This is a genomic window from Streptomyces sp. NPDC031474 (assembly GCF_055581185.1).
Genome location: NZ_JBVIJX010000009.1, coordinates 255,181 through 274,935 on the forward strand (window position 1 = coordinate 255,181; position 19,755 = coordinate 274,935).

The 19,755-nt window shown below is 70.1% G+C and carries 17 protein-coding genes and 1 tRNA gene; 9 read left to right on the forward strand and 9 right to left on the reverse strand.

The features are described from left to right. Window positions 1–97: 97 nt before the first annotated feature. The 6 genes from ACZ5SK_RS20605 to ACZ5SK_RS20630 all read left to right on the forward strand — a co-directional run bounded on the left by ACZ5SK_RS20605 (window position 98) and on the right by ACZ5SK_RS20630 (window position 8,014). On the forward strand, window positions 98–1,423 hold the full coding sequence (locus ACZ5SK_RS20605; protein WP_334579635.1) for an ABC transporter substrate-binding protein: 1,326 nt from the start codon (window positions 98–100) through the stop codon (window positions 1,421–1,423). Between the two features lie 114 nt (window positions 1,424–1,537). After that, on the forward strand, window positions 1,538–2,515 hold the full coding sequence (locus tag ACZ5SK_RS20610) for a carbohydrate ABC transporter permease (protein ID WP_334581333.1): 978 nt from the start codon (window positions 1,538–1,540) through the stop codon (window positions 2,513–2,515). Then, window positions 2,512–3,402: a carbohydrate ABC transporter permease gene (locus ACZ5SK_RS20615; RefSeq protein WP_334579636.1), complete on the forward strand. Its 891-nt coding sequence runs from the start codon at window positions 2,512–2,514 to the stop codon at window positions 3,400–3,402. Before ACZ5SK_RS20610 ends, ACZ5SK_RS20615 begins: the two co-directional genes overlap by 4 nt. 40 nt (window positions 3,403–3,442) lie before the next feature. Next, window positions 3,443–4,768 carry a glycoside hydrolase family 36 protein gene (locus tag ACZ5SK_RS20620; RefSeq protein WP_334581334.1) on the forward strand — a complete coding sequence of 442 codons (1,326 nt, stop codon included), beginning with the start codon at window positions 3,443–3,445 and terminating at the stop codon, window positions 4,766–4,768. Beyond that, complete coding sequence (locus ACZ5SK_RS20625; RefSeq protein ID WP_468576405.1) at window positions 4,768–6,789, forward strand: beta-galactosidase; 2,022 nt, start codon at window positions 4,768–4,770, stop codon at window positions 6,787–6,789. The genes ACZ5SK_RS20620 and ACZ5SK_RS20625 overlap by 1 nt, the downstream gene beginning before the upstream one ends. Window positions 6,790–6,925: 136 nt before the next feature. After that, window positions 6,926–8,014 carry a hypothetical protein gene (locus ACZ5SK_RS20630; RefSeq protein WP_468576406.1) on the forward strand — a complete coding sequence of 363 codons (1,089 nt, stop codon included), beginning with the start codon at window positions 6,926–6,928 and terminating at the stop codon, window positions 8,012–8,014. 133 nt (window positions 8,015–8,147) lie between these two features. Here ACZ5SK_RS20630 and ACZ5SK_RS20635 read toward each other — a convergent pair whose 3' ends face one another. From ACZ5SK_RS20635 to ACZ5SK_RS20650, 4 genes are all read right to left on the reverse strand, one after another. Beyond that, window positions 8,148–9,584 (reverse strand): GH1 family beta-glucosidase, encoded by a 1,437-nt coding sequence (locus ACZ5SK_RS20635; protein WP_361700810.1) that lies wholly within the window; start codon window positions 9,582–9,584, stop codon window positions 8,148–8,150. A 140-nt stretch (window positions 9,585–9,724) separates the two neighbouring features. Further along, window positions 9,725–10,642: a carbohydrate ABC transporter permease gene (locus tag ACZ5SK_RS20640; protein WP_443041279.1), complete on the reverse strand. Its 918-nt coding sequence runs from the start codon at window positions 10,640–10,642 to the stop codon at window positions 9,725–9,727. Between the two features lie 11 nt (window positions 10,643–10,653). Continuing rightward, the gene (locus tag ACZ5SK_RS20645; RefSeq protein ID WP_334581336.1) at window positions 10,654–11,664 is read right to left on the reverse strand and encodes a carbohydrate ABC transporter permease; all 1,011 of its coding nucleotides are present in this window, start codon (window positions 11,662–11,664) and stop codon (window positions 10,654–10,656) included. Between the two features lie 5 nt (window positions 11,665–11,669). Continuing rightward, a complete protein-coding gene (locus ACZ5SK_RS20650; protein WP_334579640.1) occupies window positions 11,670–13,001 on the reverse strand; it encodes an ABC transporter substrate-binding protein in 1,332 nt (443 codons plus the stop codon). Window positions 13,002–13,406: 405 nt separating this feature from the next. On the opposite strand from ACZ5SK_RS20650, the gene ACZ5SK_RS20655 reads away from it, so the two are divergent. Continuing rightward, a complete protein-coding gene (locus ACZ5SK_RS20655; RefSeq protein WP_468576408.1) occupies window positions 13,407–14,462 on the forward strand; it encodes a LacI family DNA-binding transcriptional regulator in 1,056 nt (351 codons plus the stop codon). 60 nt (window positions 14,463–14,522) lie between these two features. On the opposite strand, the gene ACZ5SK_RS20660 is transcribed toward ACZ5SK_RS20655, so the two are convergent. From ACZ5SK_RS20660 to ACZ5SK_RS20680, 5 genes are all read right to left on the reverse strand, one after another. Further along, a complete protein-coding gene (locus tag ACZ5SK_RS20660) occupies window positions 14,523–15,038 on the reverse strand; it encodes a GNAT family N-acetyltransferase (RefSeq protein ID WP_443041349.1) in 516 nt (171 codons plus the stop codon). A 75-nt stretch (window positions 15,039–15,113) separates the two neighbouring features. Then, window positions 15,114–15,186, reverse strand: a tRNA-His gene (locus ACZ5SK_RS20665). 106 nt (window positions 15,187–15,292) lie between these two features. Then, the gene (orn, locus tag ACZ5SK_RS20670) at window positions 15,293–15,895 is read right to left on the reverse strand and encodes an oligoribonuclease (protein WP_334579643.1); all 603 of its coding nucleotides are present in this window, start codon (window positions 15,893–15,895) and stop codon (window positions 15,293–15,295) included. Window positions 15,896–16,093: 198 nt separating this feature from the next. Then, entirely contained in the window at window positions 16,094–17,329 is a 1,236-nt protein-coding gene (locus tag ACZ5SK_RS20675) for a helix-turn-helix domain-containing protein (RefSeq protein ID WP_334579644.1), read from the reverse strand. Window positions 17,330–17,706: 377 nt separating this feature from the next. Next, window positions 17,707–17,976 carry a hypothetical protein gene (locus ACZ5SK_RS20680; RefSeq protein WP_319342190.1) on the reverse strand — a complete coding sequence of 90 codons (270 nt, stop codon included), beginning with the start codon at window positions 17,974–17,976 and terminating at the stop codon, window positions 17,707–17,709. Window positions 17,977–18,410: 434 nt separating this feature from the next. On the opposite strand from ACZ5SK_RS20680, the gene ACZ5SK_RS20685 reads away from it, so the two are divergent. Together ACZ5SK_RS20685 and ACZ5SK_RS20690 are read left to right on the forward strand one after the other, a co-directional pair. Next, the gene (locus ACZ5SK_RS20685) at window positions 18,411–18,938 is read left to right on the forward strand and encodes a universal stress protein (RefSeq protein WP_079662063.1); all 528 of its coding nucleotides are present in this window, start codon (window positions 18,411–18,413) and stop codon (window positions 18,936–18,938) included. Window positions 18,939–19,149: 211 nt separating this feature from the next. After that, window positions 19,150–19,716 carry a GPR1/FUN34/YaaH family transporter gene (locus ACZ5SK_RS20690; protein WP_468576409.1) on the forward strand — a complete coding sequence of 189 codons (567 nt, stop codon included), beginning with the start codon at window positions 19,150–19,152 and terminating at the stop codon, window positions 19,714–19,716. The last annotated feature ends 39 nt before the right edge of the window (window positions 19,717–19,755 follow it).

The following is a 19,755-nucleotide window of genomic DNA, read 5'->3' on the forward strand; positions in this document are numbered from 1 at the left end:
TATTGCGCCACCCCGTGTTCGGTCAAGTTGATTTCTGGTCGATTGAGATCAGCTTTCAGCCATACCTCATGGCCGAACCCCGCGTCAGGAGCCGTTCATGCACCACCTCACCCCCTCCGGCCGCCTCTCCCTCCCCTCGCTGCCCTCGGCGAGTCGCCGCTCCGTGCTGCGCGGCATAGGCGGGGCGGTCGCCCTGGGCGCCGGAATCCCCCTGCTGTCGGCCTGCGGCGGCAGCGGTACCGCGACCGACTCGAAGACGGTCACCCTCGGCTCCAACGCCTCCGACGCCGTCCCGAAGAACGCCTTCGCCGAGATCTACGCGGCGTTCAAGAAGCAGTCCGGGATCACGGTCGACGTGAACACCAAGGACCACAACACGTTCCAGGAGCAGATCAACTCCTACCTCCAGGGCACCCCGGACGACGTGTTCAACTGGTTCGCCGGCTACCGCATGCAGTTCTTCGCGGCCAAGAAGCTCGCCACCCCCATCGACGACGTGTGGCAGACCATCGGCGGCAACTTCCCCGACGCGATGAAGGCGCTCAGCAAGGGCGAGGACGGCAAGTACTACTTCGTGCCGCTGTACACGTACCCCTGGGCGCTCTTCTACCGGAAGAGCGTGTTCCAGCAGCACGGCTACACCGTGCCCACCACCTGGGACCAGCTGGTCGCGCTCTGCAAGCAGATGAAGAAGGACGGTCTGGTCCCGATCGCGTTCGGCGACAAGGACGCCTGGCCCGCGCTCGGCACCTTCGACCAGATCAACTTCCGCACCAACGGCTACGACTTCCACGTCGAGCTGATGGCGGGCAAGGCCTCCTGGACCGACGCCAAGGTCCGCAAGACCTTCGACCACTGGGCCGAGCTCCTCCCGTACCACCAGGACGGCGCCGTCGGCCGCACCTGGCAGGACGCCGCCCAGACCCTCGTCTCCAAGAAGGCCGGCATGTACCTGCTGGGCACCTTCGTGGCGCAGCAGTTCACCAACAAGGCCGACGCCGACGACCTCGACTTCTTCGCCTTCCCGGAGATCGACCCGACGTACGGCCAGGAGACGGTCGAGGCGCCCACCGACGGCTTCATGCTCTCCAAGGCCCCGAAGAACAAGGCGGCCGCCGTCAAGCTGCTGGAGTTCCTGGGCACCCCGGCGGCCGAGGCGATCTACCTCAAGGCCGACCCGAGCGTGGTGGCCGCCTCCTCCAAGGCCGACACCTCCTCGTACTCCGCGCTGCAGAAGAAGGCGTACGCGATGATCAGCGGCGCCAAGCACCTGACGCAGTTCATGGACCGCGACAGCCGGCCGGACTTCACCTCCACGGTGATGCAGCCCGCGCTGCAGAAGTTCGTCCGCGACCCCAAGGGCATCGACAGCCTGCTGACGTCGATCGAGCGTCAGAAGAAGACGATCTTCGCCTCCGGCTGAGACGGCCGAGACGGCCGAGACGGCCGAGACGGCTGAGACAGCTGCGACTGCCGAACCGGCCGAGACGGCCGGGACGGCTGAGACCCTTCTGCTGAGCGGATGAGCACCGACACCATGACCGTGGACACCACGAAGACCCCGGAGGCGGCAGCCGTGCCGCCTCCGGGCACCGCATCCCCGAAGAAGCGGGCCGTGCAGGGCCACCGGCGCCTGCTGACCCGCCGCGACCGCATCACGCTGGGCCTGATGGCCGGCGTGCCGACGATCCTGCACGTGGCCCTCGTCTGGGTCACCGCCCTCGCCTCGGTCGCCCTGGCCTTCACCACCTGGGACGGCATCGGCTTCGACTCGATCAAGTGGGTGGGGCTGGACAACTTCAAGGAGCTGTTCACCAACAACCCGCAGTTCTGGCCCGCCGTCGAGCACAACGTCATCTGGTTCGTCGTGCTCATCCTGATCCCGACCCCGCTGGGCCTGTTCCTCGCCATCCAGCTGGACAAGAAGATCCGGTTCAGCCGGGTCTACCAGACGGCCTTCTTCCTGCCGGTCGTCGTGTCGCTGGCGGTCACCGGCTTTGTCTGGCAGCTGGTCTACAACCCCGACACCGGCCTGATCAACAGCATCATCGGGGCGAACAAGCCCGGCCACTACATCGACTGGATCGGCGACCCCCACCTCAACCTGTGGGCCGTCCTGGTCGCCGCCTGCTGGCGGCACACCGGCTACATGATGATCCTTTACCTGGCCGGTCTGAAGGGCGTCGACCCGTCCCTGCGGGAGGCCTCGTCCCTGGACGGCGCCAACGAGTGGCAGACGTTCAAGAACGTCATCTTCCCGACCCTGCGGCCCACGAACACGGTCGTCCTCGTCGTCACGATCATCGAGGCCCTGCGCGCCTTCGACCTGGTCTTCGTCTTCAACAAGGGCGCCCAGGGCACCGAGCTGCTGTCGATCCTGGTCACCAACAACATCATCGGCGAGTCCAGCCGGATCGGATACGGCTCGGCGATCGCGGTGGTGCTGCTGGTGATCTCCCTCGCCGTGATCATCCCGTACCTGATCTCGACCTTCCGGAAGGAGCGGAGCGCATGAGCACCCCCACCGCCGCACTCGGCAAGCAGCGCACCCCCGTCCGCCCCGCCCGGATCCTGCTGCACACGTTCCTCGTCGTCACGGCCCTGGCCTGGCTGGCGCCCCTGCTGTGGGCCCTGTTCGCGGCCCTGCGCCCGTACTCGGAGACCAGCACCAAGGGCTACGTCTCCTGGCCCGACAAGCTGAGCCTCGACAACTTCACCAACGCCTTCCAGCAGTCGGACATGCTGCACTACTTCGGGAACACGCTGATCATCGCGGTCCCGGCGGTGCTGCTGACCCTGTTCCTGTCGTCCTGCGTGGCCTTCTACGTCAGCCGCTTCGACTTCCGGGTCAACCTCTCCCTGCTGCTCGTCTTCACGGCCGGCAACCTGCTCCCGCAGCAGGTCATCATCACCCCGCTGTACCGGCTGTACCTGCTCATCGACCTGCCCGGCATCACCATGAGCGGCAAGCTGTACGACTCCGCGCTCGGCCTGGTGCTGATCCACGTGGCGTTCCAGTCCGGCTTCTGCGCCTTCGTGCTGGCGAACTACATGCGCTCGCTGCCGCACGAGCTGACCGAGGCCGCGCTCGTCGACGGGGCGTCCGTGTGGCGCCTGTACTGGCAGATCGTGCTGCCGCTGTGCAAGCCCGCGATGGCCGCCCTGGCGACGCTGCTGTCCATCTGGATCTACAACGACTTCTTCTGGGCGATCGTGCTGATCTCCACCGGTGAGAACATGCCGATCACCTCGGCCCTGAACAACCTCTCCGGCCAGTACTTCACCGACCCCAACCTGGTCGCCGCCGGCGCCCTGCTCACCGCGATCCCCACGCTGATCGTGTACTTCGTACTCCAGCGCCAGTTCGTCAGCGGCCTGACCCTGGGCGCCAACAAGGGCTGAGCAGGCCGAGCTCCTCCGTCCCGTCGTGAAAGAGATCTCCGTGCAGCACCCCTTCACCCACGTCGCCACCGTCCCCGTGGACCCGCGGCGCGCCCGCGTCCACGAGGAGGGCTGGCAGTCCTGGAGCCCCAGCGGCGCCTACGCCCTCGACGCCGCCCCGTACCGCCCGACCAACGCCAACTGGGCGACGGTCTGCTACCGGCCGGGCGTGACCGTGCCCGCCGGGGTCTTCCAGGGGGAGGGACTGCTGGCGCTGGCTCCCAAGGGCGAGGACGGACCGGTCGTCGTGTGCGCGGCGGTCGATCCGCTGCGGTCCGTGCCCTCCATCCGGCTGGAGCTACACGAGGACCGTGCGCAGATCAGCGCCGACGGCAAGGTGGACTTCTACTCCTATCTGGGCCCCGGCGGCATCCAGGGCGCCCTCGCCGACTGGGCCGACAGCCTCGGCCTGGCGGCTCCCCGCCCGGCCCCCACCGTCTGGTGCTCCTGGTACGAGTACTTCACCGCCGTCACCGAGGACGACGTCCACGAGAACCTGCGCGCCATGGACACCCTCGACCTGCCCGTCGACGTCGTCCAGATCGACGACGGCTACCAGCGCGCCCTCGGCGACTGGCTGACCCTCTCCGGCCGCTTCCGCTCCCGCGCCGGCATCGCCGACGCCATCCGCGCCCGGGGCCGCCGGGCCGGCATCTGGACGGCTCCCTTCCTCGTCGACCCGAGCAGCGAACTGGCCGCCGGGCACCCCGACTGGCTGGTCGCCTCCGCCGACGGCGGCTTCGCGCACGCCGGCCACAACTGGGGCCACGACCTGCGCGTCCTCGACACCACCCACCCGGAGGCGGCGGCGTATCTGACGGACGTCTTCCGCACCCTGCGCGCCGAGGGCTACGACTACTTCAAGGTCGACTTCCTGTACGCGGGCGCCCTGGACGGCGTCCGGCACGACCGGACCGCGGACCCTCTGACGGCCTACCGCTCGGGCATCGAACTCATCCGGGCGGCGATCGGCCCGGAGTCCTACCTCCTGGGCTGCGGCGCGCCGATCCTCCCCTCCCTCGGCCTGTTCGACGCGATGCGGGTCAGCCCCGACACGGCGCCGCACCGCCGTCCCGAGGCCGACGACTACAGCCAGCCCGGCCAGGACCCGGCCGAGTTCACCGGCGCCGGCCGCCAGTGGCAGCACGGCCGCCTCTGGGTCAACGACCCCGACTGTCTGATGGCCCGCCCGGCGGTTCAGACCCGTGAGCGGTGGGCGGCGCACGTCGAGGCGACGGGCGGACTGATGGCCTCCAGCGACCGCCTGCTGTCGCTCGACGAGTGGGGCGTGCGCACCACGCGCCGACTGCTGTCGGGAGGCGAGTGATGGAGCGCGCGCTGAACGTCCCCGGTCTCGCCTACGGCGGCGACTACAACCCCGAGCAGTGGTCCGAGGAGGTCTGGGCCGAGGACATGCGGCTCATGGCCGAGGCCGGCGTGACCATGGTCAGCGTCAACATCTTCTCCTGGGCGCTGCTGGAGCCCGCCGAGGGCGTGTACGACTTCTCGCGCCTGGACCGCATCCTCGACATGCTCTACGCCCACGGCATCGCCGCCGACCTGGCCACCCCGACGGCCGCGCCACCGGCGTGGTTCTTCCGGGCCCATCCCGAGGCGCTGCCCGTGGACCAGGACGGCCGGGGACTGTCGTACGGCAGCCGCCAGACGTTCTGTCCTTCGAGCCCCGCCTACCGGGAGGCGGCGCTGCGGATCGCCCGCGCGCTCGGCGAGCGGTACGCCGACCATCCGGCGGTCGTCATGTGGCACGTCCACAACGAATACGGCTGCCACAACGCGGAGTGCTTCTGCGACACGAGCGCGCAGGCGTTCCGCCGCTGGCTGCGGGCCAGGTACGGCGATGACCTGAAGGCGCTCAACGACGCCTGGGGCACCGCCTTCTGGAGCCAGTGGTACTACGACTGGGACGAGATCATCCCGCCCCGGGCGACCGGCGCCGTCCCCAACCCCACCCACCGGCTGGACTGGCGCCGCTTCTGCAGCGACGAACTGCTGTCGCTGTGCACGGCGGAGCGGGACGAACTGCGGGCGGCCGCCCCGGCGACGCCCGCCACCACCAACTTCATGGTGATGTACAACTTCGACGCGCTGGACTACTGGCGCTGGGCGCCGCAACTGGACATCGTCTCCAACGACCACTACCTCCGTTCCACGGATCCCGAGTCGGAGATCGACATCGCGATGAGCGGCGACCTGGTCCGCTCCCTGGCCGGCGGCCGGCCCTGGCTGCTGATGGAGCACTCGACGGGCGCGGTGAACTGGCAGCCCGTCAACAGGGCCAAGACGGCGGGGGAGTTGCGCCGTAACGCGCTCGCGCACGTCGCCCACGGCGCCGACGGCGTCGCCTACTTCCAGTGGCGGGCGGCGAAGGCGGGCGCCGAGCAGTGGCACTCGGCGATGCTGCCGCACGCGGGCACGGACAGTGTGATCTGGCGGGACGTCGTGGCGCTCGGCGCGGATCTCAAGGCGCTGGCGGAGGTGCGCGGCAGCACCGGCACGGCCGAGACGGCGATCGTCTGGGACTGGAACGCGAAGTGGGCGCTGGAACTCCCGTCCCAGCCGAGCGAGTCGATCCGGTACCTGGACCTGGTGCGCGCCTGGTACGAGCCGCTGTGGCGGGCGGGCGTCCCCGTGGACTTCGTCCGCCCGGACGCGGACCTGTCGGCGTACCGCCTGGTCCTCGCCCCGAGCCTGTATCTGGTCGACGACGCGGGCGCGGCGAACCTGACCGCGTTCACCGAGCGGGGCGGCACACTGGCGGTCGGCTTCCACAGCGGGGCGGTGGACGAGAACTGCCATGTGCGGCTGGGCGGTTACCCGGGCGCGTTCCGCGAGACGCTCGGCGTCCGCACGGACGAACTGTTCCCGCTGCTGCCGGGCGAGACGGTCGGCCTGGACGGCGGCGGCGGCAGGGGTTCCCTGTGGTCGGAGCGGGTACGGCCGGCCGGCGCGCAGACGGTGTCCTCGTACACGCAGGGCCCGCTGGCGGGCGTCCCGGCGATCACCCGGCACGGCTACGGCACGGGCACGGCCTGGTACGTGGCGACTTTGCCGGACCCGGCGACGCTGGCGGCGCTGCTGGACCGGGTCCGGGAGGAGACGGGCGTACGGCCGGTGCTGGACGGCGGCGTGCCGACGGGCGTGGAGGCGGTCCGGCGCCGGGGAGACGACGCCGACTACCTCTTCCTCATCGACCACGCCGGCACTGGAGCGAAGGTGACCGTGGCCGGCGAGACGCTCGAACTCCTCACCGGGAACCCGGTGTCGGACGGTTCGGTGACACTCCCGCCAGGCGGAGTCGCCGTCATACGGGAGCCGCGCGGAGCATAGCCGAGAAAGGCCACGACCTGCCCCCGGGGGAAGCCCCCCGGGGGCAGGCCCGGGGGAGGCCCTCTTGTCCGCCCGCCCGGGGTCCTCCTACCCTGCTCTTCCCGCAGGTGTCACCCGTTGACGAGGGGGAACGGCGTTGACCACGGCACCGTCCGACGAGGCGATACTGCAGGCCGTCGAACGTCACATCTCCGAGCACGGAACCTCCGTCGACCTGTCCGCTCCGGGTGCGGCCCGGATCTCCTGGCATTCGGTGTTCGAGTTCCACGTCCATCGCTCCATCGAGAAGCGGTACGAGCAGCAGGGGAAGGCGAAGGGCAGCGACGGGAAAGTCGCGACCAAGCCGACCTACACCGATCTCGAGGCCTATCCCGTCGCACCGCCCGCCGACCCGCAGACCTCGCAGCGGACCAGTCTCGTGCTTCAGGGCACGATCGACGAGGAGTTGTGCGGCGGCTGCGTCGGAGGCAGGAACCAGTGCGGGGCGTGCAAGGGGCGCGGAAGGCTTCCCTGCCCCACCCATGTCGAGTGCGAGGCCTGCCACGGCGGCCCCGACACGTGCTGGGAGTGCGACGGCACGGGAACCCCGCGCACCCGCCGGCGCCGGTCGGGCACCCGGGACCGTGGCCCGGACGCCCCGAAACGGGAGACCTGCAAACGATGCAGGAGCCGGGATGTCGCCTGCCCGACGTGCCTCGGCGAAACGGCGACGCCGTGCCGGGAATGCGACAAGAAGGGGTCCTTGCCCTGCGAGGAGTGCAACGGCGCGAAACATGTGGAGCACAAGCGGTGCGGCGGCACCGGCCGCTTCACGGTGTGGACGGAGGGGATCATCGCCCACACCCCGGACACCGACGAAGTGATCCTGCCGGGCCCGCAGTTCTCCTGGCTGAAGACGGCGAGCCTGGGTGAGTGGAGGCGGGCCGAACTGACCGGCGTCACCGAGAAGCTCCCCGACTTCCTCCAGGACGCCCATCGCAGACTGGTCGCCCCTCACCTCCCCGCGAAAAAGCACGAGGTGAGCCGCCGTATGACGTTCCGTCATCTCCCCATCGCCCGGGTAGAGGTGGTCGCTCACCCCCACCGGGTCTACTACGCCTTCCCCGCCGTCACCGGCATCGAGGTCGCCCGCCGCCCCAGCAGAGACCATGTCAAAGCCCTCGTCTGGACCGCCGCGGCCCTCGCCGCCCTCACCACCGTGGTGACCCTGACCGTGCTGCGGTGAGTCGTCGGCACACCTCGCCGATGTATGCCGTCTCCGTTCCAGCACCCTCGCCGCTCTCCTGCCCGGAAGGCAGCGGGGCGCGGCACGCCCCCACCGCGTGCCGCGCCCCGTTCCCCCTCCCCGGGTCAGGTGGTCAGGTGGTCGGGTGGTCGGGTGCGGGAAGGGTTCCCGTGCGTGCTGCCTCGCCGTACCACCGGGCGCTCGACTTCGGGGTGCGGGCCAGCGTCGCGTAGTCCACGTACACCGCGCCGAACCGCTTCTCGTAGCCGTACGCCCACTCGAAGTTGTCCAGCAGGGACCACAGGTAGTAGCCCCGGACGTCCGCGCCGTCGGCGATGGCCCGGTGGACGGCCGAGAGGTGGCCGTGCAGGTAGGCGATGCGCTCGGGGTCGTGGACGCGGCCGTCGGGGTCGGGCTTGTCGTCGTAGGCGGCGCCGTTCTCCGTCACGTACAGCGGCAGGCCCGGGGCCTCCCGGGTGTAGCGCATGATCAGCTCGTGCAGGCCCGTCGGGTCGATCGTCCAGCCCATCTCCGTGCGGTCGCCGGGCGTCTGGTGGAAGGCGACGTCGTCGGCGGCCGGCCAGGGGGAGTGGTCGCTCGCGCCGTGGCCGTCCGTGCGCGGGCCCTTCACGGTGGCGTCCGCCGCCGAGACCAGCGTGGGCGTGTAGTAGTTCAGCCCCAGCGCGTCCAGCGGCTGGTTGATGCTGCGCAGATCGCCGTCCAGGACGTACGACCAGTCCGTCAGGGACGAGGTCGCCGCCAGCAGGGTCTCCGGGTACGCGCCCCGCAGGATCGGGTCGTGGAAGACGCCGTTCGCCAGGTCGTCGATCTTCCGGACCGCCGCGAGGTCCGCCGGGTCGCCCGGGGAGAGCGGGCGCACCACCGACGAGTTGAGGCTGATCGCCACCGCGTTGCGGGCCGGCATGGCCGCGCGCAGCGCCGAAGTGCCGAGGCCGTGCGCCAGGTTCAGGTGGTGGGCCGCCTTCAGCGAGGCCGCCGGGTCCGTGCGCCCCGGCGCGTGCACCCCGGAGGCATAGCCGAGGAACGCGCTGCACCACGGCTCGTTCAGCGTGATCCAGTTCTCGACCCGGTCGCCGAGCGCCTCCCCGACGATCTGCGCGTACTCCGCGAACCGGTACGCCGTGTCCCGCTCCGGCCAGCCGCCCGCGTCCTCCAACTCCTGCGGAAGGTCCCAGTGGTAGAGGGTGACGGCGGGCTTGATGCCCTTCGCCAGCAGCTCGTCCACCAGCCGGCGGTAGAAGTCCAGGCCCACCTGGACCGCGGGACCGCGCCCCGTCGGCTGGACCCGCGACCAGGAGATCGAGAAGCGGTACGCCGTGAGGCCCAGCTCCGCCATCAGCGCCACGTCGTCGCGGTAGCGGTGGTAGTGGTCGACAGCGATGTCACCGTGCTCGCCGCCGGCCGTCTTGCCCGGCGTATGGCTGAAAGTGTCCCAGATCGAGGGCGTGCGGCCGTCCTCACGCACCGCCCCCTCGATCTGGTACGCGGACGTCGCGGCGCCCCAGAGGAAAGCGGGAGGAAAGGTCACCGCAGTGACGGGCTCAGGCATGGAAGCGCTCCCATGAAAGGTCGTCGAGACCGACGAAGGTTGTGGGGAAGTGGTGCGAAGGGGGCCGGGACGGCGGTGACCCGGCCCCCGGGGACGTCACCGACGGGGGGCGTGGGCGTCGTACGGCGAAGCGGGCGTCGTCACCCCTTCACCGCGCCCTGCATGATGCCGCCCACGATCTGCTTGCCGAAGATCGCGAAGACCAGCAGCAGCGGCAGCGTGCCCAGCAGCGCGCCCGCCATGATCAGGGACTGGTCCGGGGTGTAGCCACGGCCCAGGCCCGCGACCGCGACCTGCACGGTCGGGTTGCCGGTCTGGCTCAGCACCAGGAACGGCCACAGGAAGTCGTTCCACGTCTGGACGAACATCAGCATGCCGAGCACCGCCATCGCGGGACGCGCCGCGGGGAACACCACGTGCCACACCACACGCCAGCTGCTCGCGCCGTCCACCCGGGCCGCCTCGATGATCTCGTCGGGCAGCGCCTGGATGAGGTACTGCCGCATGAAGAACACCCCGAACGCGCTCACCAGCGACGGCAGAATCACCGCCTGCAGCTGATCCGTCCACTCCAGCTTGGCGACCATCATGTACAGCGGGATCACGCTCAGCTGCGGCGGCACCATCATCGTGCCGATCACGATCAGCATCAGCGCGCCCCGGCCCCGGAACCGCAGCTTGGCGAAGGCGAACCCGGCGATCGTCGACAGGAAGACGATCGTCGCCGCCGACGTGCCCGCCACGATCGTCGTGTTGACGAACGCCTTGCCCAGGTTCGCGTCGTTCCAGGCCACGTCCAGGTTGTGGAAGAGGTTGGAGCCGAACACGAACGGCGGCGGGTTCTGCGCCAGCCGGTTGTTGTCCCGGGAGGCGGCGATCGCCGTCCACACCAGCGGGAACAGCGAGCCGATGGTGAACAGGATCAGGATCGCGTACGCGATCGGGCCGCCGTGCATCTGCCCGCCCGCCCGCGCGGACTTCGGCCGGTGCACCTTGCGGGCCGCCGGTGCGGCGTCCTCGGGTTCCACGGTCTTCGCGGTCGTTGTCGTCGTCGTCACGGCCGGTACTCCTAACTACTGGCGCGCAGCCGGCGCGAGATGACGTAGTTGACGATGCCGACCACGATCAGGATGAGGAACATCGTCCAGGCGATCGCCGAGGCCCGGCCCAGGTGCTGGTTCACCCAGCCCTGCTCGTACAGATACAGGCCCAGCGTCTGGAACTGGTGCTCCGCGCCGCCCGACGCGCCCTTGTTGGCGTCGAACAGCAGCGGCTCGCCGAAGACCTGAGAGGCGCCGATCGTCGACACGACGACCGTGAACAGGATCGTCGGCCGCAGCGACGGCAGCGTGACGTGCAGGAACTGCCTCCAGCGGCTCGCGCCGTCCAGCGCCGCCGACTCATAGAGGTCCTGCGGGATCGCCTGCATCGCGGCCAGATAGATCAGCGCGTTGTAGCCCGTCCACCGCCAGATGACGATCGACGACACCGCGATCTGCGACGGCCACTTGTCGTTCTGCCAGTCGATCGCGTCGATCCCGACGAAGTGCAGCGCCCAGTTGATCATGCCGTAGTCGCGCCCGAAGAGCAGCACGAAGACGAGCGAGGCGGCCGCGATCGACGTCGCGTACGGCGCGAGCATCGCGACCCGGTAGAAGGTCGAGGCCCGCAGCTTGTAGTTGAGGATGTGGGCCAGGCCCATGGCCATCATCAGCTGCGGAACGGTGGAGATGATCCCGATCGTCAGGGTGTTCTTCGCCGCGTTCCAGAAGAAGTCGTCGTCGAAGATGCGCGTGTAGTTGCGCATCCCCACCCACGTCATGTCGGTGGGCGCGGTCAGCTCCACCTGGTGCAGCGAGGCCCAGCCGGTGTAGAGCAGCGGAAACAGGCCGAACGCGAGGAAGAGCAGGAAGAACGGCGAGACGAACGCGTACGGGCTCCAGCGCATGTCGCGCTGCCAGCGGCGGGAGAGCCGGGCCCGGCGCCGCTGTTCCGCCTCCGGTGAGACGGCGGGCGGGCGGCCCGGGGCCGCGCCCCCCTCCTTGACGGGGGGCGCGGCGGTGTCGTGGCGGGTGGCCATGCGGGTCACTTGTCCAGGTTGTTGTCGATGGTCTTGGTGGCCGTGTCCCAGGCCTCCTTCGCCGTCTTGCCCTTTGTCACGAGGAAGACGCCGTTGTCGGACAGGCCCTGCTGGATGATCTGGTCCTTCGGGCCGATCACCTGCACCGGGGCGGTCTTGGCGGCCTCGGAGAAGACCGTGCCGACCGGCGAGTCACCGGTCATCGCGTTCTTGGCGCCGGTGACTTCGGGCATCGTGTACGTGGCCGGCGCGCTCGGGAAGTTGCCCTGCACCTTGAAGAGCTTCGCCTGCTGCTCGGGCGCGGTCAGCCACTTGACGAGCTCTTCGGCCTCCTTCACGTGCTTGCCGCTCTTGGGCACGCCCAGGAAGGAGCCACCCCAGTTGCCGGACTTGGGTGCGACGGCCACGTCCCACTTGCCGGCGTCCTCGGCCTTCGCGTTGCCCTTGATGGTGCCGAGCATCCACGGCGGGCAGGCGATGGTGGCGAACTTGCTCTGGGCGATCGTCGTGTTCCAGGCCGGCTGGAACTGTGTCTGGGGCTGGACCAGGCCCTCCTCGGCGGCCTTCGCGGTCAGGTCGAAGGCGGCCTTCACGGCCGGGTTCTTCTTGTAGATGACCTCGCCGGAGGAGTCGTAGAACTTCTCCTTCTCACTGCTGAGGATCGCGTTGATCAGACCGCCGGGGGAGTCCATGAAGAACGTGCCCGCCTTGGCCTTCCTCTTGTACTGCTCGCCGGCGGTGATGAACTTGTTCCAGTCGCCGGCCCACAGCTTGCCGACCGCCTCACGGTCGGTGGGCAGACCGGCCGTCTGGAAGAGGTCCTTGCGGTAGCAGAGGGCCATCGGGCCGACGTCGGTGCCGAGGCCGATTGTCTGGCCGTCCTTGGTGGTGGCCTGCGACCACTTCCAGTCCAGCCACTGGCTCTTGTCGACGCCCGAGACCTTCGACATGTCCTCGAACTTGGCCGCCTGGGTGGCCACGACCTCGGCGATGTTGCCCACCTCGATGGCCTGGACGTCCATCAGGCCGCTGTTGGTGGTGAGGTGGTTGACCAGCGCCGGGTAGTAGTTCTCGTTCTTCTCCGTGACATTTTCGGCGATCTTGATGTCGGGGTGGAGCTTCTCGTACTCGGTGTAGAGGCCGGCTTCCTTGTAGCCGAAGGTGCCGAACAGACCCAGCGTGATCGTGGTCTTGCCCTTGCCGCCGCCCGACGACGCGCCGTCCGAGGCGTTGTCGTCGCCGCTGTCGTCGGCACAGCCGGCCAGCAGACCGGCGCCCAGTGTCGCGACGGTCGCGAGGACTACCGCCCGGCGGGCGGTTCGGGTACGTGCTCGCATTGCGTCCTCCTGTTGCCCTGACGTGCCGACCCCCCGGCCAACTGCATTGTTGGGCCCGTTAGTTACTCGCTGCGGCTCGGGCGGGGAACGTGCGGGATGTGTATGTGTCAGGTACCGTGGGAGCGCTCCCACAGGTGATGTGTTGAAGAGTCGTCGGTTCGGGCGGGGGTGTCAAGGGCGGGGACCCGGAGAGATGCGTTCAGTTATCGGCCCGTTAGCTAACTCGCCCGGACAGCGCTTTCCCGCCAGGGGAGGCCGAGTTGACCCTGTCGCGCGCGGGGCGCCGACGGCCCGCGCGGTGGTGCCGGGGCGCGCGCCGCCCGGCGACGGCGGCCCGACCGGGCCGGATCGGACAGGACTGTTAGATTCCAGGCCAGCGCGAACAACGGCGGGAAGGCGGAGCCCATGGCAAGCCACGGAGCGCGGGGGCGGAGCGGTGGTCGGCCGACCCTCGAAGAGGTGGCCGCACGTGCCGGCGTCGGCCGCGGCACGGTCTCCCGGGTGATCAACGGTTCGCCCCGGGTCAGCGACGCGACCCGCGCGGCGGTGGAGGCGGCGGTCGCCGAGCTCGGCTATGTCCCGAACACCGCGGCCCGCGCCCTCGCCGCCAACCGCACGGACGCGATCGCCTTGGTGGTCCCCGAACCGGAGACGCGTTTCTTCGCGGAACCGTACTTCTCGGACATGCTGCGCGGTGTCGGCGCGGAGCTCTCGGACACCGAGATGCAGCTGCTGCTGATCTTCGCGGGTAGCGACCGCGAACGCCGCCGGCTGGCCCAGTATCTGGCGGCGCACCGGGTGGACGGCGTCCTGCTGGTCTCGGTCCACGCCGACGACCCCCTGCCCGATCTGCTCGCCCAGCTGGAGATCCCGGCGGTGATCAGCGGCCCGCGCTCGGCCGGGGAGACGCTCCCCTCGGTGGACTCCGACAACTACGGCGGCGGCCGCTCGGCGGTCGAGCACCTGCTGTCCCGCGGTCGCACCCGTATCGCCCACATCACCGGCCGCCTCGACGTCTACGGCGCCCAGCGGCGCGTCGACGGCTATCGCGACGCCCTGCGCGACGCGGGGTACGAGGTGGACGAGGGTCTCATCGCCCCGGGTGACTTCACCGAGGAGGGCGGCCACCGCGCGATGCGTGAACTCCTCGCCCGCACCCCCGCCCCCGACGCGGTCTTCGCCGGCTCCGACGTCATGGCGGCCGGCGCCCGCCAGGCCCTGCGCGAGGCGGGCGTGCGCATCCCGGAGGACGTCGCCCTGGTCGGCTACGACGACTCGGCCATCGCCCGCCACATGGACCCGCCGCTGACCAGCGTCCGCCAGCCCATCGAGGAGATGGGCCGCAGAATGCTGGATCTGCTGCTGACCGAGATCGCGGACCGCCGCCCGGCGGTGTCCCGGGGCCTGGAGCGCCGACAGGTGGTGCTGGCCACGGAGTTGGTGGGGCGGGCCTCGTCCTGAGGCCGTCCGGGCGGGAGCATCGCCGGGGCGGTCGGGAGCTCCGGCGCCGGGCGGTGTGGGTCACTGCCGCAAAGGCGACCGCCACCTGATCTCGCCGTCGTGTTCCTCGCCCGTCGGCGACAGTCCTGCCGCCGCGGCGACGGCGGCCGAGGCGTGGTGGTCGGGGTGGATGTGGGCGATGACCGTGTGCACGCCCTGCTCGCGCAGCCACCCGACGAGCCCTCGCGCCGCCTCCGAGGCGAGGCCGCGGCCCTGCCAGGGGGTGCCGGTGACCCAGGCGATCTCCGCGGTGCGGCCCCGGTCCGTGACCGTCGCCTGGACGGTGCCGGTCAGGCGGTCGGCGTCGCGCAGGCGCAGGACCCAGTTGCACCAGGAGACGGCCGGATCCGGGGAGCCGGCGACGAGACGTCCGTAGCGGATGTGCAGGGCTTCGGGGGTGCTGGGGGCGCCGCCGATGAAGGTGTGCAGGGCGGGATCGGCCAGGACGGTCGCCATCTCCGCCGCGTGGTCCACGCGCAGGGGGAGGAGGTCGAGGCGGGCGGTGCTGATCGGTTCGGCGTGGACGGCCGGCCCCATGAACGAACGCTCCCGTTCTCGGAAACACATCAGCCGGCGACCTCCCTTACGGGAAGTCACCGGCTGATGACTCAGGGTGAGTGACGGGACTCGAACCCGCGGCATCCTGGACCACAACCAGGTGCTCTACCAGCTGAGCTACACCCACCACGCCCGGCAGTTGGACTCTGTGGTCTCCCTACCGGCCGAGAAAAAGTGTACAGGGTCCGAAGGGGTGCTCGCGCACGGCTTTTCCGGGCGCCTCCCGCGGCCCCCTACTCGGCGGGCAGGACGTGCTTCGCGGCGATGGCCTTGGCCGTGTCGGAGTCCGGGCCGGGCTGCGGTACGAAGACGGCCTCGCGGTAGTAGCGCAGTTCCGCGATGGACTCGCGGATGTCGGCGAGCGCGCGGTGGTTGCCGTTCTTCTCCGGGCTGTTGAAGTACGCCCGCGGGTACCAGCGCCGGGCGAGCTCCTTGATGGAGGAGACGTCCACGATGCGGTAGTGGAGGTAGTTCTCCAGGGCCGCCATGTCCCGCGCCAGGAAACCGCGGTCGGTGCCGACGGAGTTGCCGCACAGGGGCGCCTTGCCGGGCTCCTTCACGTGCTTGCGCACATACGCCAGCACCTGCGCCTCGGCCTCCGCGAGCGTCGTCCCGCCGGCCAGCTCGTCGAGCAGCCCGGACGAGGTGTGCATCTCACGCACCACCTCCGGCATCGTCTCCAGTGCCTTGGCCGGCGGGCGGATGACGATGTCCACACCGTCGCCGAGGATGTTCAGCTCGGAGTCGGTGACGAGGGCGGCAACCTCGATGAGAGCATCGTCCGACAGCGAGAGGCCGGTCATCTCGCAGTCGATCCACACCATGCGATCGTTCATGCGACCACCCTAAAGCTGACGTCGCCTTTTGGGACGCCCCGCGTTTGTGTGGGCCTTGTCCAGGAGGGCACGTCTGCGAGCGGCACGTCTGCGAGCGGCACGTCTGCGAGCGGTGCGTCTGAGAGCGGTACCTGCGTGAGGGCCGCGTCGAACGCCGGACGGGTCGAGTCGGTCCACCCGTCCGGCGTCACGAGGTGCTCAGCTACCGCTGCGCTGCCCCGGCACACTCGCCCGCGACGTCGCGTACGCCTCGCGCGCGTGCTCGGACGGCAGGGACGCCGACGAGCCCACCGCGCCGGCCGCCGCGGTCGCCGTGCGCCGGATCTGCGGTGGGACCGGCCCCGGCCCCTCCGGGTGCAGCGACGGCGGTGGTGGCGGTGGCGACGACGGCTCGTTGTCCGCCGTGCGTTCGCCCTGCGGCCTGCGCGCCCGGTACGCCGCCCGGTACGCCGCCGGGGACGAACCCAGCTGGCGCCGGAAGTGGCCGCGCAGGGCCACCGGCGAGCGGAAGCCGCAGCGGCCCGCGACCTCGTCCACCGAGTAGTCCGACGTCTCCAGCAGACGCTGCGCCTGCAGCACCCGCTGGGTGATCAGCCACTGCAGTGGCGCACTTCCGGTCAGCGACCGGAAGCGGCGGTCGAAGGTGCGGCGGCTCATATAGGCGCGTGCCGCCAGCGTCTCCACGTCGAACTGCTCGTGGAGGTGTTCCAGTGCCCAGGCGACGACCTCGGCGAGCGGGTCGGCGCCGATCTCCTCCGGTAAAGACCGGTCGAGATAGCGCTCCTGGCCGCCGGACCGTCGCGGTGGGACGACGAGACGCCGGGCCAGCGCGCCCGCCGCCTCGTTGCCGTGATCCGTCCGCACGATGTGCAGACAGAGATCGATTCCGGCCGCGGTGCCCGCCGACGTCAGGACGTCGCCGTCGTCCACGAAGAGTTCTCGCGGATCGACGTGCACCGACGGGTAGCGCTTGGCCAGCGTCGGTGCGTACATCCAGTGGGTCGTCGCCGGGCGGCCGTCGAGCAGGCCTGCGGCGGCCAGCACGAACGCGCCGGTGCACAGGCCCACGATGCGGGCGCCCTCTTCGTGCGCCCGGCGCAGCGCGTCGAGCGCCTCCTCCGGCGGCGGCGAGGTGATCGAACGCCAGGCCGGCACGACGACCGTGCCCGCCCGTGAGATCGCCTCCAGGCCGTGTGGCGCGGTGAGTTCCAGGCCCCCTGTGGTCCGCAGCGGGCCTTCTTCGCCGCCGCACACCAACAGGCGGTAGCGCGGCACGCCGGCGTCCTGGCGGTCAATCCCGAACACCGACAACGGAATGGAACTCTCGAAGATGGGGCCGCCGCTGAACAGCAGCACCGCGACGATCTCCTTGCGGCGTCGCCCGGACAGTTTCCGGGCCGCGGCTTCCGGCGCGGCAGTGGAGTCGTGGCTCATCCTGCTAAGCCCCCCTCGGTGGTCGCGGCTCCTCGGTTGTGTCGCTCCTGCACGTTTCCCCTCGGTCCTGCACGAGTCCCCCGCCGTAGACAGTCAAGATCGAATCTACTGTGTCGCATGATGCCGGCGTGGCCAGTTCACCACCCGGCAGATTGTCGACATGGCAACTTGGCGTGAAGCATTCGATCACGAAGCGTTGCACTAGTGGGCCGTGCAGGGAAGTGCGCCTCGGTGCGGTGGCCAATCCACGTAGGGTGCGCAGGGCCCCGGAGGCCCTTTCCGTGCAGGTGGAACGGGGGGTGGGGGGTGGTTACGGCAAGGAATGCACAGAGTCGGGAAGTTGGCTGAAAAGAAGCGGGTCCGTGCGCGAAAACCGGTCAACCGACCGGTGAGTTTCCCCCAGAGTGACGACCGCCACGATGTGACCCTGTTCCGGTGCGCTGATGGCGCCCCCGGTGGTGCGCCTGCGGCGCACGCTCGTCGTCGAGCAAGCGGGCCGCGCACCGCTCGGACCGGCGCAGCAGCACCCGGCAGACCGCCGTGACGGCGGCGAGGCCGAGGGCGGTGCCGGCGGTGCCGGCCAGCGAGGTGCCGTACCAGAGGAGGACCACCGGGACCAGGACACAGCTGAAGGCCGCCCAGCGCATCAGATCGGTCGTCCGGTCGTCGCGGGGGGCGGTCTCGCGGGCGGCGGGGGACGTGGGCACGGGGCGGGCTCCTTCCTGGGGTGACGGTACGGCGGTCGGTGCGCGGGTGACGGTGTGCGGGCGGCGGTCGGCGGGGTGGTGCGGGGGTGGCGGTGCAAGGGGTTCAACGCCCGTTGGGGCGGTCGGTCACTGTCGGGGGTCGGTTCCGCGTAAATGAATCCTGTGCAAACCGCCTGTACGGGGCAGCAACCATTGCGTTACGGGCGTCCGCTCGTGCATGCTCCCTGGAACCCCCACCGGGGGGCGTGCGGGATCTGGGCCCAGGAGGCGTGCCGCCGTACCCTTGGGGGTATGGGGTTGGGAAGACAATTCCCGGACAGCTCCGCCGCTCACCGCCGTCCCACCCGTATAAGGATCGATACGCCGAGACAGCCATGGCCGGTCACGAATTCTTCGAACCCGCGGACCGCAAGCGGCCCGTCGCCGACCCTACGGCGGCCGAGCCCCTGGCGGCGGAAGACGCACGCCACACCTGCGATCCCGCTTTCAAGCACGGTGTGGTCGTCGGCTTCGACGGCTCCACGTCCAGTGAGCGCGCGCTCGCGTACGCCATCGGCATGGCCCATCGCTCCGGCTCGGGCCTGATCATCGTCCATGTCGCCAACCGGCTGCCCACCACGGTGTGGGCCGGCTGCGAGCCGCCCGTCTTCGTCGACGTGCCGGACCACCGCACCGAGGTGCTCGGTCTGGAGCTCGCGTGCGCGGACTACCTCGCCGAGGTGCCCTGGATCCTGGTCGAGCGCGGCGGCGACATCTGCCACGAACTCGAAGAGGTGGGGCGGGAGTACGAGGCCGACGCGATCGTCGTCGGCTCGACCCACGGCATCGTCGGGCGCATCTTCGGCTCCGTCGCGGGGCGGCTCGCCAAGCGGGCGAAGCGGCCCGTCATCGTCATTCCCTGACGCGCCGTCATCCCGGCGGGACGAGATCCGGGCGCCTCACGCTTCTGCCGTCCACTCCCGTCCGCTGCCGCCGTTTCCGTCTGCTGCCGTCACTCCCCTTGTGCGCAGCGTAATACTACCGACGCGTAGAGGTGTTTGTGCCCTTGTGAAGGGCATATATCGCTCACACACCTGCACATGCGTGAAGCATGAAGCGTGAAGGGAGCTTGCCGTGGACAACGACGTCTCTGCGGGAAGCAGCATCACCACCATCGCCGGCCGACTGGCCCTCGGCGTCACCCTGTTGGCCTTCGGCCTCGGGTACACCGACCTCATCGACGGCGTGACGGCTGCGGACGCCGTATCCATCGCCCACTACGTCGGCGGCGTCGCGCTGTTCGTCGCCGGCCTGTTCGCCCTCCGGGACCGCGACACGGCCACCGGAACCGCCTACACCGTCCTCGGCGCCTTCTGGTTCACCTGGGCGGTCTCCGCCGGGAACCAGGTCTCCGGCAACGCCGCGGGGCTCTTCCTGCTCCTGTTCGCCCTCGTGGCGCTCTCCCTGACCGTCGCGGGCGGCGACCAACTGACCCAGGGCACCTACGGGTTGTTCCTCGTCGGGCTCGTCCTGCTCGCCGTCGCCCGGTTCGCCGGCGGCGACGGGCTCACCAAGGCCGGCGGCTGGTTCGCCGTCGCGGCGGGGGCGGTCGCCTGGTATGCGGCGACGGCGGCGCTGGCTCACTGGCCCACGGCGCTTCCCAGGCGGGCTGCTCGCCCCGGCGTGACGGCCACGGGCTGATCGGCAGCCGCGCCGGGGAGTTGGGCTTCCCCGGCGAAC